The organism is Paraburkholderia dilworthii, assembly GCF_000472525.1.
Lineage (GTDB): Bacteria > Pseudomonadota > Gammaproteobacteria > Burkholderiales > Burkholderiaceae > Paraburkholderia > Paraburkholderia dilworthii.
In genome coordinates, this window is record NZ_AWZT01000058.1 from 1 (window position 1) to 15,962 (window position 15,962).

Sequence of the window (15,962 nt, forward strand, 5' to 3'; positions counted from 1 at the left end):
CTCTGGATGTCATCCTCAACCGGATTATTGAGGTCGAACTGACGGGCGTTCGCCACGACTGCATCCGACTCGTGGTTCAGGCTGAGGCGCAGATGATCGACTACCCGATTACGTATAACGCTCCGGAAATCAAGCGTCGCGGCAATGCGGCCAATCAGCCGGCGACCACGACGGACCAGCCGATTCATATCCGCTCGCNCGATGTCGTAGGAGGTGCCGTCGCGTTCTACGTCGATCGCGCAGGCGGCAAGCCAGCAGGCGCAGTTATCGCGCGGATGCTTCAGTGACCGCTTTGACATGCCGATATGCCGTCGGTCGTTGGGAGTCCCTGTGGGCGAGTGAGCCGTATCTGTCACCCAGGATACTGATCGACCTCCCGGCGCGAAAAGTCGTCGCCGGAGAACACCGCTTCCGCAAGGCGTGGCACTACATGAGCATGTCCGACCTTGAGTGCATGCAACAGGAATTGGACGAGACGTACAACGATATTTTCGATGATCCGCATGAGTACAATTTTCAGGTGATGGATGAGCCGCCTGGCTGGGCTCTCCAGGCGTGGCTATGGCCACGTGTCGCGGCGCTGACCGACGATGAAAAATGATCAGTGAAGCGGCGTGTGCGTATGGGCAGATTAGAGGCTTGCCAGCGCGATCGAATTGAGAAGAACGCTGCCGCGCAGGGGCGCGGTTAACTTGAATGAAGGCCAGAAATGGCGATTGACGATACCCCACTGCAGTCCGTGGTGACCAGAGATGACCTGTTCACATTCACACACGGCGAGTTGTTCGGCACCATGTACCTGTCGACCGACAAGAGTGGTCTTGATGAGTGGGTCTGGCGCATCTCGAAAACGGTACTTAACCGCGTTCGCGATGAAGGCGGAGAGTTGCTTGAGGTCAAGGCCGAGACGGTCATCATCAGCGAAGGCTACTCAAGGACGGCCGCCGAAGCGGCGTACGACATGCGCGCCTGTTTGCGTCGTCAGATCGCGAAGGCGGAAGAAGCCGCTACGTGAGGAGCCGCCCTACCGACTAGCAGCGTGAACCGCGCTCCCGCGGTTCACGTGATGACCAGAACCGGCAGGCTATCGCGAGACGGTAGGAAATTACACCGCGCGTATCGTGCTCTTGTCGAAAACCTCAAGCGCATGCAGTACTGCAAGAAGATTGCGCTGACGGAGCGTCGGCAGATTCAGTCGCCAACGCAACGCCCCGTAAGCGATAGTCAGTAAGTAACCTGCCAAGGCAACTGCGACGATCGAATTCATCACCACGTACGCCGAGAGTCCGTCCTCGACCCGCTCACCGCGTGCGGGTAGTTGAAAAGGCAGAAGGCCATGACGGCTGCCACGCCAAACCTCGACGCCTGTCACGATCTGCTTTTTCCGTGCCGCACTCCAACCCGGTCACCTGGCCGTCGAGCCGAACGATCTCTGCATGAGTCAACCGATCCTTCACTTCGTCCGGTAGCTCCTCCTGCGCATCCGGCCTGATCGATGCCGGTGTCCCAGTCGAGGAAGGTCGAGGTTGTTTCCGTGTTGTGGATCGGTTTGCCATTCGATTACGAGAAGTGAGATTCAGGAGCAATACAGCGGCATCAGACGACCGTGCAGCGCGATTAACTGCGCATCCCGGCCTCAGTGGTGCGCCGCTTGCCGGTAGCGTCGTGCTCCGATGTTGATGGCCCAAACAGCCACGCCGACTATCCAACCGACACGGCGAGAATTGCGATCAGCAAGGGACCGTCGATGTCGTACGAACTGTCTGGCTTTAATACGCCGACCGACATCAGAAGCCGTCTTATTGACTGGACAGCGTCAGGACTTGCATACACTGCTGTTGCCACCTGGCGCGCAAGCAGGTCACCCAGCACCAACGTGGCGGCGACGTTTGCGATATAGCGGGCGATTTTCATTACTGTACGTCCACGTATCAGCGCCTTGCCCCATGTGACATCGGTTGTGAACCTGTCGGGCAACTGGCGATACTCATCGAGCACAGCTTCGGGAACAGGCCAGCCTTCGGCGAGTGCGTAGGCGACGTGGACTTCATGCCGGCCGTTCAAATGCCGCGTGTGGCCGTACTCGGGGCCCGCGTAGCGAAACCCGAACCGGCGCTCGCATTCAGACTGCAGCAGTTCGTGCAGGCCGATATGACCTTGGCCATTTGCCGCAGCGTCGATCTGCTCTGACGAGATGATGAGCCGCAGCGTCGACGTGAGGTCGAACGCATCGTAGAGCAGCTTCCAGCGTGAGCGCCGGATCTGCCATGCAGCCTGCAGTGCGCCGTTCGGCCGGAAGTACGCGCCGTCGATCTCATCGAGCAGGGAAAGGAAAACGTCGCGGGCAGTGCCCGGCCGGCGCACCGTGAGCGAGCCGTTGTGGCGGATCACCCGAACCGGCTGGCCGCAGTGCTGCAGCACGATTTCTGACGATTCAAGCGCAAGCAGGCGAGCGTCGGTCCTGAAGACCGCCAGTACTTCGAACAGCGTACCGATAGAAAGGGAGAGACCAGCGAAGGAGAGTTGATACACGATTGCTCCGGAAAAGAATAAGCGGACAATCGTTCCCTTGTCGGGCCGATTGCCCGCGAGGGTTGAATATGAAGAGTTGCGCCTAACGACGCGAAGAAGAGCGTTAGGCCACGTCGATCGCGTTGGCAATGAAGCGCGCCAGTTACGACGCCTGGTCTGCGACGAACACCTTTGCACGCAGGAGCGGCATCACGGCATATCCGCGGCCGACGACGTCCGGTATTTCCGTGCGGCTAATCCAGTCAACATGAGCGATCCAGCCTTCGGATCTGCCGATGTCAACGGAGACAGCCACGCGGTTCCAGACGCTGTCTGCAGGCCAGACTCTGTCCATGCGCGCACCGCTGGTCGCTTCGTTGGGATCATCCAACATGTTGGCTTGGATAAGCCACTCCGGCTCAAGCTCCGTACTGCGCAACACCTTGCAGAGCATCGAACAGACCTCTCCAACAGTCTTGCCTTCCACGTCCAGACGGTCACCGCACGGCAACGCATCAGCGCGTGCGCCGGCGATCGCGGCCACGACGCTTCCGTTTCCGACCGCCGAGGCAACGGCAACGGGCTGCCGAAGGTGCACAGGCTTTACAAGTACATGGTTCATTTCTGGTCTCACAAAAAGAAAAACGCGCCCGAAGGCGCGTTCAATGGTCGAAAAAAACGAAAAAAAACGCCCCCGAAGGAGCGGCTCTATCTGTTTGAAGCGGCGTCAGGCCGCTTCTTTAATCACGTTTGCCCCAGGCGCGCTCATGATCGCGCTTACGCCCGTTTTTATTCGTCCAGAGAAAGAATGCTGCAATGGACACGCCCACACCGAGAGTGATGAGGTTTGCAACCATTTCAATCTCCTTTCATTTCAACAATACCGACATATCAGGATAGTATCGCAACTATTGCGAGAATCGCGGTGCCAGCGATTGTCGTCGAGTCCAGCCTGGATGCAGCATGAACGTAGCCGACCAGGCCGCCCACGGACGCAGCCGACAGAGTATGAAGGAACCGTGCGTTCTGCTGTCGTTCATCCTTCGTCGGATTCAACAGCTGTTCGAGGCCTGACTTCGGCTGACCGGGCTCTCCGATTTTCCGGAGTCCGCTCGAATCCACCGTGACAGGCAACGTTGAGCCGTTGTACTCAAGAACAAACGACGGGGAGCATTCGGTTTCCTCCACCGTGCGCAGCAGCGTCTGAAGACGCGGAGGCAGACGCACCTGTCCCGTTGCCGGGTCAAGCGTCACCCTGTCCGTTATCGTCGTGCCGCACGAGTATCGACTTTGACGTTTGCGAGTTTCATCGGCGACCTCGCGACGAGGTGTCGATGCCACTTGCCAGCCGGAGGCCATCGAGGAACGACTGATAGCCACGCGTCGTCTCGATCTGCTCGAGCGGCACGTAGTTTCCGCCCCCACCCGTAAGGTCCGAGCGGCCGCGGCGCGTGCGGAAGCTGAGGGCGACAGCCTTCTGGCAAGGCCGGTCCAGCACCTCGACAAACAGCGTCTCGGTGCGAAGCGAAACACGCCCCGGAGAATTGCGGCGCGACGGCTCGACGACAATTTCATGGGACCGAAGACGCAGGTCTTGCGCGACACGGCGAAGAACGCGCGAGGCCTGCTGCTGGAGAGCAGCGGTAGCCCCGGCGCCAGCGGATCGACGATCCGCGTAGAACAGCTTGCGAAATTTCATGGTGTACTTCGAAAAGACCAGGCGACTCCCTTGCGGGGAGTTGCCCCGCAACGGAAGCGCACCGGTGACGGCGCGCGCAGAATCAGTGGGTAATCCGGTATCCGCACGACGCATGCGGGACTCAATGCAAGACTAGACGTGTCCCTGACGGTGCGCACTGTCGGTACTGTTAGAAGCGAAAGCTCACCAGGCGACAAGAGGCGCGCTGCGTCGCGCCGATCAGCACCGCTACTCGGGTCTTTGCAGCGCGTGTGGCAAGACGCTGGCCTGAACCATTGGTCAGGCGGAGCGCAGCGCAACTGGGGCACCTGCAGCGCACAGATCCTCGCGGTGCTCGGCGAAGGGAAGATGAACGGCAAGCCGGTTCAGGACGTCGTTCACGTCATGCGGCGCTATGAAGAAAGTGAACTGCCGACCATCAAGGCCGAGTTCGACGCCTTCCTGAGCCGGATCAGGACCACGCCGACAAAATCGCACCGCGGCGTCGTGATCGCGGAAATCAAGGCCATCGATCCTTCAAAGTATGGCTTCATCGTTCGCCTGCGTCAGACGTTCGAGACGTTCTATGCATCGAAAGCGCTTGTTGAAAGCGCTGCACGTTCTTACCGGCACGGGTGGCCGATGATCGGCCAGCCGGAAGCCCGGGTCGTCGCCGTGCTCGTCGTTGAACGCACGAAGGACGGCAATCTGCGCGCGGTCGATCTCGCCCTGCAGCTTTGCAACCGCGCGTTCATACCGTGCGACTCGAGCTACGAGGTCGATATGGCGAACCGTCTTGTGGATGAGCGGCGGCGGTTCGAAAAGCCGCTACGGCGGGACGAGGGCGACGACATGCTGCCCGACTTCCGTCTGACAGACACAGCGCGGCCAACCGCAATCGAGATCTATGGCATGGAAGCTAACGACGCATACCGCGCCCGCAAGTTGCAGAAGCAGGCGATGTACGCTTCGCGCCGTGAGCCATGCGTCGAATGGGTTCCACCATCGCCGCTCGCCTCCATCGTGCTACCGTCGCCGACTTGACTTGCCGCCGATGCATATAGGCTGAGGCAGATATAGCCCGAACAGGATCGACAAAATGGAATCCAACTTTTTCTTTCTTCAGCGCGCTCTGGCCCGCGGTGCTGACTGGCACGTCAGCTATCCGGCGCTCTGCATGGCAAGCTCGACCGATCCGGTCGACGAACGGCGCAAGCAGATCGTCGTCGCTACTGCGGACGACACAACCGTACCGATGGCCTTCTTCAGCTCTCTCGGCGCGATTCTCGACTTTCAGGCATCGTGGAGCGAAATGGACGCCGCCGCGCGCGGCTGGCTGAAGTTCACGACGCGCTGGAATCGCTGGTGGCTTCCGGACGTGGCTGCGCTCACAAGCATTGAGCGGCAAGCCAACGCTCCAACCGACGTGCGCTTTGCGACCGGCAGCGGCCGCGTCCCCCCTTCTGACACGGACGCGTTCCGTGGTTACCTTGACACGATCGAGCGGCACTACCGGCGCGACGAAGCGATCTCCCGGAACCTCTTTGCGCCCGACGCCGCTGTTGACATACAGTCCCCCGCCCCCGCCCCATAAACCCGTACCCTTACCGCCCGGAAGCGCATGAGCAGTGTCCTCCCGTTCGCGCGCATGCGCGTAACCAAAGACGACCGCACGCACCGCCCCGGCGAGTGCGCCCATCGCAATATCCGCCTCGACCCGCGCGGCGGAATCGTTACCTGCCGGGATTGCTCCGCCACCCTCACGCCCTTCTGGGCCCTCACGATGCTCGCGGACCAGTACGCCGTTGCACTCGCTCACATAGAGCGCCTGGAAACGAGGCTCGCGCGAGCGGACTCACGCATCCTCGAACTGTCGGCCGAACTGGATTCCCGGCAGCCCACGAAAGACCCGTCCAATCCCTCCTCAACCTGACCTTGACTGGAGCGTGCTCCATGGTCGAATGGTGAACCATCTAACTGAAGGGCATCACCATGAAGCGAGACTTCCCTTGCGGGCACTCGGGCAAAGGCAAGTACTGCCATACCTGCGCCGCCGCCACCAAAGCCAAGGAAGCCGAGGCGCTCGCGCGACAGCATAAGCGCCTCGCCAGGCAAGAACTGGCCGCAGCCGACCCGGTCGACCTGTCCTGCGTGGCTCACCTGCCATCCCTTCAGAGAGAGGCTCGATCGATCCTCGCGAAAGTGCGGGACGGCACTCACCCGTGCGCGCTCAAGGGAAAACCTATCCGCTCGTCGAACCGGCAGCTCCTCTCGGTGCCCGTTGGATACGCCTACCGCCTGGTGTTTGACTGTGAGTCATCGCGCCCTCTACGCCTTCTTTCCCACGAAGCGTACAACCGCGCAACTGACGCCCTGAGCGGCTGACTTGCCGCAATTTGTGTTTATTCCTGTCGTTTTGCCCAGAAGCGCTGGTCGGCAGACATTACAATTCGACTATAAATACACGGTCCCCAGGAAGCGCCATGACTGATGAACTTTTCCCCTGCGCACACTGTGGCGACACCTGGGCGTTCGGCTGGTCCCAACGAGTGATCAGGGGCCGCATCAGGCCTTCGACGGATTTCCTGCAGATCAATTCCAGCACCGCCCCCGTGACGAACGATATGGAGGCGCGGTCGCTGTCGGAGCCGCCGACCGAGAAGCTTTGCTGCATCCTGTGCGACGACTGCGGGATGCAGACGCCGTGGATACCCGTCGGCGACGACAGGCACGCCGCACTCGATGAGGCCGGAAAGATATGGAATCAGCGATTGAACCGCCCGGCCGCGGCCGAGGGCGAATTGCTCGACCTCGTACGCAAAGAGATCTCGCCGATCGACGCGCCGTACATCCTCGATTTACTTAGTCGCACAACGGAGGACTGGGAGAAGCGCGGCCCGATTTTCTCAATGCTCGCGCAGAAGATTGTCGACGGGAAAATCACCACGCGCGATTTCTGGCCGATCGACCCGGTGCTCGAGGATGCCGCCCGTTATCGCACGCTGCAGCAGATGGCGCGCTTCGTCTACATCGATGGTGTGGCGTCCGTTCAGTTCCCACGCATTCCGGCGACCAGTGGTGACGAGGATTGCTCCTTTGAGACCCGGGTCTCAGCCGCCGTTGACGACCTACCGGATCGCAACCGCTGGTGACTTGACTTCGCAGGAGCGGCGCCATACTGGACTCAACTCTCGCCACATCGGTGAGCGAACAACCACCTGTCGGAGAAAACCATGTCCCCAGTCGAATACATTCGTGCCGCGTACCGCCATCGCGAAAAGCTCGTTCCGCAGCTGCTTACCGTGCTGGCACTCGGAGTGATTTTCACGTATCACGCACTGACCAGCCCTGTCCTCGAGTGGCTGCGTTAGCCAAAACAGTCCAAAAAATTAACCATGGTTATTTTTTTACGAAAACGGACGTCACCAAGTGCCTGATTGGCCAGCATTTTTTTCCGACCCCCTCCGTTCCAAAAACGGATATTTGGATAGATTTTTGGAACAACGACCGGCTGCCGTTACCACATCAGCCGAGCATTCCCCGCGTTGTCGTGTGTCGGGCCATTTCGACAATGCGCGCCATAGCCGCCTTCTGCACCTCGCGATCTACCGGCTGCGTGGGTTGCTTCATCGGTGCCTGCATGTGCCGGTAGCGGAGACCGTGGCTCATTAGCCTTGGACGGTGTGAGGCAGGCAACCGGACAAAGCGGCCCCATTCACTTCTCTAACAGCCTGTACAGCGCTTGGCGCGAGATTCCCATCGCGGCTGCGGCGCGCGACTTCACCCCGCCTGCCGTTGCGACGGCCTCCAGTGCCATCTCTCTGGTTAGCGAACTCGTCTTCTTCACAGCCAACGCAGCATGCGTTGAGAGATAAGCGTTCGCCTTCGTTGCCCGACTGTGCCCCGCTGCCGCGACGACGCGCTGCATTGCCGCCTTATGCGCTTCGCGATCTACCCGTTCCGCAGGCAACTTGATTGGCGCTCCGACACCAGTAATCCGTTCGTACATTTGCTGCAGGAACTGGTGACGCAGACCGTGACTGGTCACTCCGATCCCCGCCTGCGTGACGCCATGTTTTTTGAGCACGTGATAGTAGTGTTCCCGCCACTGCTGCTTCGTGTATCCATGCGGGATCGTTGACCCGCTGTATGGGTTTGAAAGCGCCGCAGCCTCCTCGAGCACAGCGAGCTTGAACTCGATTGGCACAAGCCGATCGCGGCCGCCCTTGGTGCCGCGCGTGACACTCAATAAACCGTCATCCCGCATCGCCTCCGCCGGTCGAAGCAGGAAGCTCTCCTCCACGCGCAAACCGAATGCCGCCTGAAGCTTCAGTTGCACCGCGACGTTCGGGTTTATCACAGCGATCTCGCTTATTTTCTCTTCAGCGTCGATCCCATTGCCTTCCCACGACCTGTCTCGCTGCGCGACGTACGAACGCACCAGATCGTGCTTCTCGCGATCAACATAGTCGCCCAGTGTGCCGATGAGGTTTGGCTTGTTCATCCACTCGCAAAGGGCTCGAAGATGCGTCAGCTTGTTCTCGACTGTGCTGCCAGTCTGTTTAGCGTCAACCCAGAGTTTGACGAGGTACTCGACGTGCTTTTGCTTGAGTGAATGGGGCGACTGCAACGCGAATCCGTTCTGGCGCAGCTCTTCGAATGACTTGCAGATCACCGTCGTTCGGCGTTCCTGCGTCCTGATCGAAAGCGGTTTCGCGCTGATTCTCGTCCGACTGTGAACGCGATTCACGTTGTCCAATAGCAGCTTTTCCAATGCGCCCTTGAATTCGGCGGGCAACCGGTAGCCGCGTAAAACGGCGCGCACGTTCAAAATCGCGGACACTTCGTTACCCCACTAGTTAACCGCGCCACAAGCGGCCCAACGCCTTCGTCTGGACGCCGGCCCGGCTTTGGGCATCTGTTCTTGTCAGGCCGCGCACGACAGACGCGGCCATCGTCGGTGGCGCTGCGCGCGGGACGCCGGGAGCCTATCCCCTGCATCAACCTGACCGCGCTGCGCCCTGCGTTCCCCGCCGGGTACTGCCTTCCTGTCCTTTAGCGATTCGATTCGATCAACCCCGCACGTGGAAGATACGTGCTGGACCGTCCAGTTGCTGCCTGCTGCCAGACGCCGCGCTATCGCGTGACGCCTTGCGTGCGATCCCTGCGTTCCCTGCCATCTTCGAACCGGATCTGCCTTTGCAGAGTCCATCGTCGTTGATTGGGTCCACTGTCTCGCATGTCAGACCGCGGAGCTTTTTCGCTCCGCGCATCCGACCCCGCCGACTGCTCTGGCTGCCGTACCGGCCTGTGACACGCATCGCGTGCCCGTGTGCGCCTGTCTCTCGACTCGCACGACTGTGGCCATCTGCCCGGCAATACCTGTTTGCGTCTTTTCCCGGCCCCGCCCGCCGTCGTCTTTCGTACAGGGATGTGTCCGCTTTGCTTTGTCGCGGTCACCTACCCCACCCCAAAGTCCGTTCAATCGGCCGCTGTGTGTCGGGCTTCATGCAACGGTCCCAGCTCCGTGTGCTGAAAGGGTGTGTCCATGCGTGTTTGAGTCGTTGTGCGCAGAGCCGGAAGTGTCCGACTGTCCGCCTTACACGTTGTCTCTGTGCGCAGATTCGGGCAAAACCTCCCGCAAACCCAATCGATATCGCGTGTCCGATGTCCTCTGTGTGGGCCATCGTGCACTTGATTTGATTCAGAAAAAGGCCGCGTCAGTTTGCGGCCTGTGACAGGAAGGGTTTTCGCTAGGCAAAGCGATCCCTTCTATGGTGAAACTTGGAGGTCGATGCGCTAATCGCGCGGTGGGTAACGTTGAGAATAACCGCTCGCGCCGCTCCTTCACTTTCTTAAGCTCCATAAATCATGCGAGCTTTAGCTTCCTTGACTTCGGGCTTTGGTCGATACAGTTAGACACGTCAACCGCCTTGGGGCACTTAAGGGCCCTATTTGGGGCCGTTAAGTGGCCAATCGCATGACCAGTACGGCGTGCAGAAAGGGTTGCCAGTGACGTTGGGGCACCTTTTGGGCACTTGTGGGGCACTTGTGGGGCACTTGTGGGGCACCCCCCCGGCGCTTCATGCGCTGGGGCACTTGTGAGTCCAAGAAGTGCCCCAAAAGGCGCCAGCGTGATGTCCAGCACACATCGGACTCCCAGCGCCGCCGCGACCGCGAAGCTTCAAGACGACGACCAACCTAACTTCTCTGGAGAGAGCAAATGAAAGCACCCGTGTTCGCAGTCGACGTTGGTTTCGGCAACACAAAGAGCGCTTTTCGAATGGGCTCTGATGTAGCCCTCAAGATGTTTCCGTCGCTGACGCCGACCTCTTTTGGACCCAAGGTGTCAGACAGCAACTCCATGGCCGAGACCCGCAACGTCAAGTCGATAACCGTCAACGGCGCCGATTTTGAAGTTGGCCCGGGGGTCCTGATTGAGTCCGCCACGGGCGAAATCGGCCGGACGCTGCACAGCGAGTTCGCATTGACGGACAACTATGCTGCGCTGCTCGGCGGCTCAATCACGCTCGCAGGTGTCAGCGAGGTCGATCTCCTGATGCTTGGCTTGCCGGTCGAACGCATGGCGATCGCTGACGCGGTGCGCGACAGGTACAAGGGAACGTTCGACTTCGGTCACGGTGATGTGAAAATCAATGCTGTAAAGGTCGTTCCACAACCACTCGGTTCTCTCGTTTCCTTTTCCGCATACGGTGGCGAGAAAGGGGCAAAGTTCGACCGCGATGCCATCCATCTGATTGTCGACGTTGGCTACCACACAACCGATTGGGTCGTTGCAGAAGGGTATGTGATGGACGACCGTCGCAGTAGCGGTGTGGACGGCGGTGCATCGGCGATCTACCGGAAGATTGCGAACAAGATCGGCGAGACGCGGAACAAGTACGTCAAGGGCGTAGAGCGTATAGACAAGTGCCTGCGCGAAAAACGCCCCTTCTCCTTCCATGGAAGCCAGCTCGACCTTGAGCCGTTCCTCCGTCAGTGCGACCCCGACATCAAGGCGACCGTCGCAAAGATTGCCACGTCCGTAGGCGACGGCGAAGAATTCCGCTCGATCGTCCTGACGGGAGGCGGTGCATCCCTGTACAGCAACGCAATTAGCGAGCAGTATCCCGAACTACCCGTCGTTGTCCTCGACGGCGCCTGCTACGCGAACGCGAAAGGGTATCTGATCCTTGGTGAGTCGTTATTGGCGCGTGAGCGCAGGTCTGCGTCCCTCGGGGTGGCTGCATGAACGACAAGATGCTGATCAAGACCACTATCAACGATGCGACTGATCCGCACCTGTTTGCTTACCTTGCCCGGTTCGAGAACCCAAGACTTAGAGCCGGCGCGTTGAAGGCATTGGCTAGCGCCGCCGCCCGCGCGAACTTGCTGAGCGTCCCTCAAGAGGTCGGTGCACAGCAGGCGTGGCGGCCTCCAGAATCTGCCCTGCAAGTCCCACCGAGGACGCGTACGGCGCGGGCCACTGGCCTCCTGCACCCTGCCATGACACCCACACCGGCGAAAGCGTCAGACCATGTAACACCGGAGCAGTCGCCGATAGTCTCGTTGCAGTCGACGCCCGCTACGGAAGCAACGCTTCCCGACGCGCACTTGGATGACGACGCCCTGGACGGCTTGCACCTGATGATGAAGTGATGTGATCTTGCGCGGCCAGTGGCCTTGACTTCGCACCGGATTTGCGAAGATAGGTCATCGGCCCGCAATAACGGGCGTCACTAACGGAGTAAAAACAATGGATCTCCTGCACGTACTAATTAACGCGGACTGGACTCGGGCCGCGCGCTTCTGGCTCCTGGTGGCTGTAGGCGTTGCTGCCTTAGAGTCTTCGTATCATCTGCGCGGTGTGGTGCTGTCGTGGCTTCACAAGGACAGCGATCATGCTTAACAAATTCTGGAGTCTGGATCCGCTTGCGCGCCGTGCGATCGTTGCCGCCGCGCTTTTCGGCTTGATTGCCATCGACGTTTTATTGCCCAAATGTGATCTCACCGTTTCGGTCTTTATGATTTGCGGCATCGCATTTCTGTGGGCGATTGGCATACTGCGCCCGTTCCTATTCATGATGTTCCTGCTGTTAAAGATCGTCTTCCGAATCAAGACCTCTCCGTGGTGAACCAAATCATCGACTCAGGGTGAAAAAAACCCGGCCATTGGCCGTAATGCCGTTCACTTAAGGACGGGGATAGCAGGAACAGCGGCCGCCAAAAAACGGTTGTAAACGACGCATGGCGATGTTAACTTTCATCGCCATGCGAACCAGTGTTAAAGCCGCCGAGCCATCGAGGCAGGTAGCCGGAATGCCCCGACTGCCCGCCCAATTCCATCCAATCTGGCTAACTGATGCCACGGCAGCTACGGCCACCACCAGCATTCGACGTCGGCGCCTACCGGCCGAGCAGGCGATATGGCTAGTTGTCGCGCTTGCGCTATATCGTCATCAATCAGCGAGCGAAGTTGTCGATGCGCTGGACATCGCTCTTCCAGCAAAGGACGGCGCTTTCGTTAGCAAGAGCGCCATCACGCAAGCTAGACAGGGAATCGGGGCAGCACCGCTCAAATGGCTGTTCAGAAGGTCCGCATGCGAGTGGGCCAACGAGAGCGAGGCGCAATCGACGTTCAAAGGTCTGACGCTATTCGCTATGGACGGTACCACTCTGCGGACAGCCGACAGTCAATGTAACCGTGCACATTTTGGCTCACAGCTAAGTGGAAGCGGCAGAGTGGGAAGTTATCCGCAAGCTCGCGCCGTAACCCTCTCGTCGATCGACACACATATCGTCCGCGATGCCGAAATAGGCCCGTATGGGAAGAATGAGATGCTAACGGCCCGCCAACTCGTTCCTCGCATTCCGGACCATTCCGTCACGGTGTTCGATAAGGGCTTTATGTCCGCGCAAATTCTGTGGAGTCTCAGGGCCTCAGGTGCGAGTCGACATTTCATCATCCCGGCGAAGTCCAATACCCGGTGGCAGCACATAGAGGGAACGAAAGAGGACCAGCTCGTATTGCTCAAGGTCTCGCAACCTGCACGGCGCGCGAATCCTGGCATGCCCGAACACTGGCATGCTCGTGCAATCCGCACTACCGACGCGAAGGGACGTGAACGAACACTCCTGACATCTCTAACAGACAGGCGGCGATTCAGACCGGAGGACATCGCATCCACCTACCGGCGTCGTTGGCAGATCGAGACGAGCTACCTCGAACTAAAGGATACGATGTTAGGCGCTGGGCTGACATTGCGGAGTCAAACGGTTGACTGCGTCTATCAAGAGTTTTGGGGCGCCCTTGCATATCTGCATTGCGCCTCCAAGACCGCGAGCACCGAGACTCGTCGATTCGGATTAAAGGCAGAGCTTCTGATAAACGGAAAGCCCTACACAGTGGACTATCATTGGAGATGCTCGCGTCTTATGGAAAAGTCGGCTCCGGTATCTGCTTGGTCGATTAGTCCGCCTGCGGGGCCTCTCTTGAAATTACTGAGTGGGGATGCTGCGCTGTTCATGCGCGCGCCGTCCTATTGCTCGGAGCCCAGCCCCAATACAGCAACGAATGAGCTCGACCTACCGGTGATAATTGTCGATTCGCCTTCGAACCCGGTGGCCGTGCAGGTCTTCAACAAGTCCATCACTCGCGGGGTTGGGTACAACGTCGTTGTGAAGTCGGAGTCGATTTATCCCATCGACCATCCGGTTGATGATTACGTACTCTCGCTGCAAGAAAAAGCCTTCCGGGCATTCGCTGAAGACAGGCAAGTCAAGTTCCAATCTGTTCACGCTCGAATTGAACCGCCCTCCCAGTGGGAGTCCAGTACTGTGTTTAGAGAATATCTGACTAACAAGACAGGGATTGTCATCGCAGAACCTCCTTTGGTCATCCGTTCGAATGTCGGCGGTCAAGATGGCGCGCACAATTTTTTCCCTTTCGACCGCAACACTCCTCAACCGCATAGGGCCCGCGACTGGGAAAAATTTGCTATTCCTCTCCGCGTCAAGGGCGACTCATGGGAACTGCAAGCCAACGACGACGTCGCGTCGGCGTCCATCTTTGTGCGGGTCGTTGGAAAAGAGGTTGCGAAGGGCTATCCGTTACCTCCGAAGGTAACTGTCATGTACTCAGGCGTTGCCGTGCCTGTCATCGGCGCACAAGAAATCTTCGACACGGATCGGCATCGGCTGATAGAGCTCGTCAACGAGTATCAGCCACTGAGCATGATTGGCGCCTTTGGAGTTCGATAAACTGGCGCTCCAAGATACTACCGTCTCAGTTCTCTGAGCGAGCGACTTTCGTTGGCGGTAAGCCGAAAAGCAATCACAGGACTCGTCATCTAGTCACGTGCCCTTGGAACCGCTCGGCATTTCGAGCCATCTCTCCCACACCTTTGCCCGCAAGTAAGATTTGCGGGCAGCGGAGCGGCCGCTTTCACGAAAGGCGACCGTCTCTTGTGGGTCCGACATGAGTCAGTCGTCTAGGATCTAGTCCGACTCATAAATCGCCCGTGAAAAATGAAAAAAGCCGCGCTCCTGTGAGGATGCGCGGCTTTTTCATGATCGTTAAGTGAACGGCATTACGGCCATTGGCCGGGTTTGTCGTTATGGGGTTGAGTCAATGCAATATGGCGATACCGCGAGCTCGGCCCTGATGGCGAACGCAATACGTCCACGCGTCGTCCAGCTCAACGCCGCGTTTCTCGGGGGGGTGCGGCTAAATTCTTGGACTGATTTATGCCGCGATTCCAAGACTTTGCCGGTCGCGCCGGCCTGCGAGGTCGTCGTTGTGAACTCAACGAGAACAGTCTGATCTTCAAGCAGCGATATTGCGCACGTTCACTTCGCGGATCAGCTTGGGATTTGCGGTGATCTGCTGGAAAGGGGGCGTCGTCGCGCAGCCAGCTCTTGAACTGGTCGGTTGCAGCACCGATCATCTGGGCCTTTACCGAGTTGATGTTCGACGACATGCGCGACGTCTGCGGGCTGTCCGTCAGCACTGGCTCGATCGTGAACCAGCGCACCGCCATGTCGCGCATGCTCGTGCGCAGCGCCTGCGAGTCCGGCTTGTAGGCGACGAGTTCCGTCACGACCGGGTGACCGCTCACGTCGGCCGAGACGCCGACCACGCGGGTAACCGAAGGGGCGGCTGCCGTGTCCACACGGCACCGGCTGCGACCGCAGCACAGGCGAAGGCAATGAGCATCCAGCGGTTGCGCTCAACCTTCAGCCGCGTGCTAGTCCCGAAAATGACTGTCGATGGATCTTCCTCGGCGTACATGCCGGGGGCCGTGGATAGCGCGGCCTGCCGCTTGTTCCTGAAAATGCGCATGGCAACCCTTGATGAATGGGTACCGTTGAAACAATTTCTAACAAGGGTTTTCAGGGAAAGGCACAGAGATTTGAGCGCCTTTGTGGTCACGACAGTTCACTGTAAGCCGTGCTGGCCCTCGAAAACTTTAACCATGGTTACGGACCTCCGCCGGAAAGAGAGTCGAAATCGGCACCCTTTCGGCGTTCCGTTGATCGTGCTGCGGTGTATCGTTTCGGTCTGTTCCGAATTCTTTTACAAATTTACATTCCTGGAACAAGATAACTTGCTTTTTTTGTTTGAAAACAGTCGGTTGCGCGGGCGGCGCGAGCAAAAAAATTAACCATGGTTAAAAAGCCGTGAACTGCGGCGGATAACGCGCGGTGCAACGGCGCAGTAGCGGTTGCAGACGCAGAAGCGATTGGCCGGTTCTAAAGCAACCGTAGGGGCGCA

General features: G+C 58.9%; 19 protein-coding genes. 13 read left to right on the plus strand and 6 right to left on the minus strand.

Annotated elements, in window-relative coordinates; all coding sequences use genetic code 11:
• Positions 1-283: 283 nt before the first annotated feature.
• Positions 284-601, plus strand: coding sequence for a hypothetical protein (locus tag F759_RS39085; protein WP_051377518.1), 318 nt, complete (start codon positions 284-286; stop codon positions 599-601).
• Positions 602-709: 108 nt separating this feature from the next.
• Complete coding sequence (locus tag F759_RS0131315; protein ID WP_027803321.1) at positions 710-1,015, plus strand: hypothetical protein; 306 nt, start codon at positions 710-712, stop codon at positions 1,013-1,015.
• Between the two features lie 90 nt (positions 1,016-1,105).
• Here F759_RS0131315 and F759_RS0131320 read toward each other — a convergent pair whose 3' ends face one another.
• From F759_RS0131320 to F759_RS0131345, 4 genes are all read right to left on the minus strand, one after another.
• Positions 1,106-1,372: a hypothetical protein gene (locus F759_RS0131320; RefSeq protein WP_027803322.1), complete on the minus strand. Its 267-nt coding sequence runs from the start codon at positions 1,370-1,372 to the stop codon at positions 1,106-1,108.
• A 329-nt stretch (positions 1,373-1,701) separates the two neighbouring features.
• Positions 1,702-2,532: a hypothetical protein gene (locus tag F759_RS39090; protein WP_027803323.1), complete on the minus strand. Its 831-nt coding sequence runs from the start codon at positions 2,530-2,532 to the stop codon at positions 1,702-1,704.
• Positions 2,533-2,674: 142 nt separating this feature from the next.
• The gene (locus F759_RS39095) at positions 2,675-3,055 is read right to left on the minus strand and encodes a hypothetical protein (RefSeq protein WP_051377519.1); all 381 of its coding nucleotides are present in this window, start codon (positions 3,053-3,055) and stop codon (positions 2,675-2,677) included.
• 762 nt (positions 3,056-3,817) lie between these two features.
• Entirely contained in the window at positions 3,818-4,210 is a 393-nt protein-coding gene (locus F759_RS0131345) for a hypothetical protein (RefSeq protein ID WP_027803324.1), read from the minus strand.
• 138 nt (positions 4,211-4,348) lie between these two features.
• Here F759_RS0131345 and F759_RS39105 point away from each other — a divergent pair, with 138 nt between their 5' ends.
• The 6 genes from F759_RS39105 to F759_RS42925 all read left to right on the plus strand — a co-directional run bounded on the left by F759_RS39105 (position 4,349) and on the right by F759_RS42925 (position 7,560).
• Positions 4,349-5,233 (plus strand): DUF1173 family protein, encoded by an 885-nt coding sequence (locus tag F759_RS39105; RefSeq protein ID WP_274533501.1) that lies wholly within the window; start codon positions 4,349-4,351, stop codon positions 5,231-5,233.
• A gap of 55 nt (positions 5,234-5,288) precedes the next feature.
• Complete coding sequence (locus F759_RS0131355) at positions 5,289-5,783, plus strand: hypothetical protein (RefSeq protein WP_027803325.1); 495 nt, start codon at positions 5,289-5,291, stop codon at positions 5,781-5,783.
• Between the two features lie 27 nt (positions 5,784-5,810).
• On the plus strand, positions 5,811-6,122 hold the full coding sequence (locus F759_RS0131360) for a hypothetical protein (RefSeq protein WP_244438964.1): 312 nt from the start codon (positions 5,811-5,813) through the stop codon (positions 6,120-6,122).
• Between the two features lie 59 nt (positions 6,123-6,181).
• Positions 6,182-6,574, plus strand: coding sequence for a DUF7682 family zinc-binding protein (locus F759_RS0131365; protein WP_027803327.1), 393 nt, complete (start codon positions 6,182-6,184; stop codon positions 6,572-6,574).
• Positions 6,575-6,672: 98 nt separating this feature from the next.
• A complete protein-coding gene (locus F759_RS0131370; RefSeq protein ID WP_027803328.1) occupies positions 6,673-7,341 on the plus strand; it encodes a Lar family restriction alleviation protein in 669 nt (222 codons plus the stop codon).
• Between the two features lie 81 nt (positions 7,342-7,422).
• On the plus strand, positions 7,423-7,560 hold the full coding sequence (locus F759_RS42925) for a hypothetical protein (protein ID WP_154670924.1): 138 nt from the start codon (positions 7,423-7,425) through the stop codon (positions 7,558-7,560).
• Positions 7,561-7,904: 344 nt separating this feature from the next.
• Here the strand turns inward: F759_RS42925 and F759_RS0131385 are convergent, their stop codons facing one another.
• On the minus strand, positions 7,905-9,032 hold the full coding sequence (locus tag F759_RS0131385) for an integrase domain-containing protein (protein WP_027803329.1): 1,128 nt from the start codon (positions 9,030-9,032) through the stop codon (positions 7,905-7,907).
• A 1,380-nt stretch (positions 9,033-10,412) separates the two neighbouring features.
• Here F759_RS0131385 and F759_RS0131390 point away from each other — a divergent pair.
• The 4 genes from F759_RS0131390 (at position 10,413) to F759_RS45285 (ending at position 14,449) form a co-directional block, all read left to right on the plus strand.
• Complete coding sequence (locus F759_RS0131390; protein WP_027803330.1) at positions 10,413-11,441, plus strand: PRTRC system protein D; 1,029 nt, start codon at positions 10,413-10,415, stop codon at positions 11,439-11,441.
• On the plus strand, positions 11,438-11,848 hold the full coding sequence (locus F759_RS0131395; protein WP_027803331.1) for a hypothetical protein: 411 nt from the start codon (positions 11,438-11,440) through the stop codon (positions 11,846-11,848). The genes F759_RS0131390 and F759_RS0131395 overlap by 4 nt, the downstream gene beginning before the upstream one ends.
• A 242-nt stretch (positions 11,849-12,090) precedes the next feature.
• Positions 12,091-12,324 (plus strand): hypothetical protein, encoded by a 234-nt coding sequence (locus tag F759_RS0131405; RefSeq protein WP_027803332.1) that lies wholly within the window; start codon positions 12,091-12,093, stop codon positions 12,322-12,324.
• Between the two features lie 118 nt (positions 12,325-12,442).
• The gene (locus F759_RS45285) at positions 12,443-14,449 is read left to right on the plus strand and encodes an IS4 family transposase (RefSeq protein WP_161633345.1); all 2,007 of its coding nucleotides are present in this window, start codon (positions 12,443-12,445) and stop codon (positions 14,447-14,449) included.
• Positions 14,450-14,886: 437 nt separating this feature from the next.
• On the opposite strand, the gene F759_RS41550 is transcribed toward F759_RS45285, so the two are convergent.
• A complete protein-coding gene (locus F759_RS41550) occupies positions 14,887-15,360 on the minus strand; it encodes a hypothetical protein (RefSeq protein WP_244438965.1) in 474 nt (157 codons plus the stop codon).
• 36 nt (positions 15,361-15,396) lie between these two features.
• Here F759_RS41550 and F759_RS44525 point away from each other — a divergent pair, with 36 nt between their 5' ends.
• Positions 15,397-15,852, plus strand: a complete 456-nt coding sequence (locus F759_RS44525; protein ID WP_027803333.1) for a hypothetical protein — start codon at positions 15,397-15,399, stop codon at positions 15,850-15,852.
• Positions 15,853-15,962: the final 110 nt, after the last annotated feature.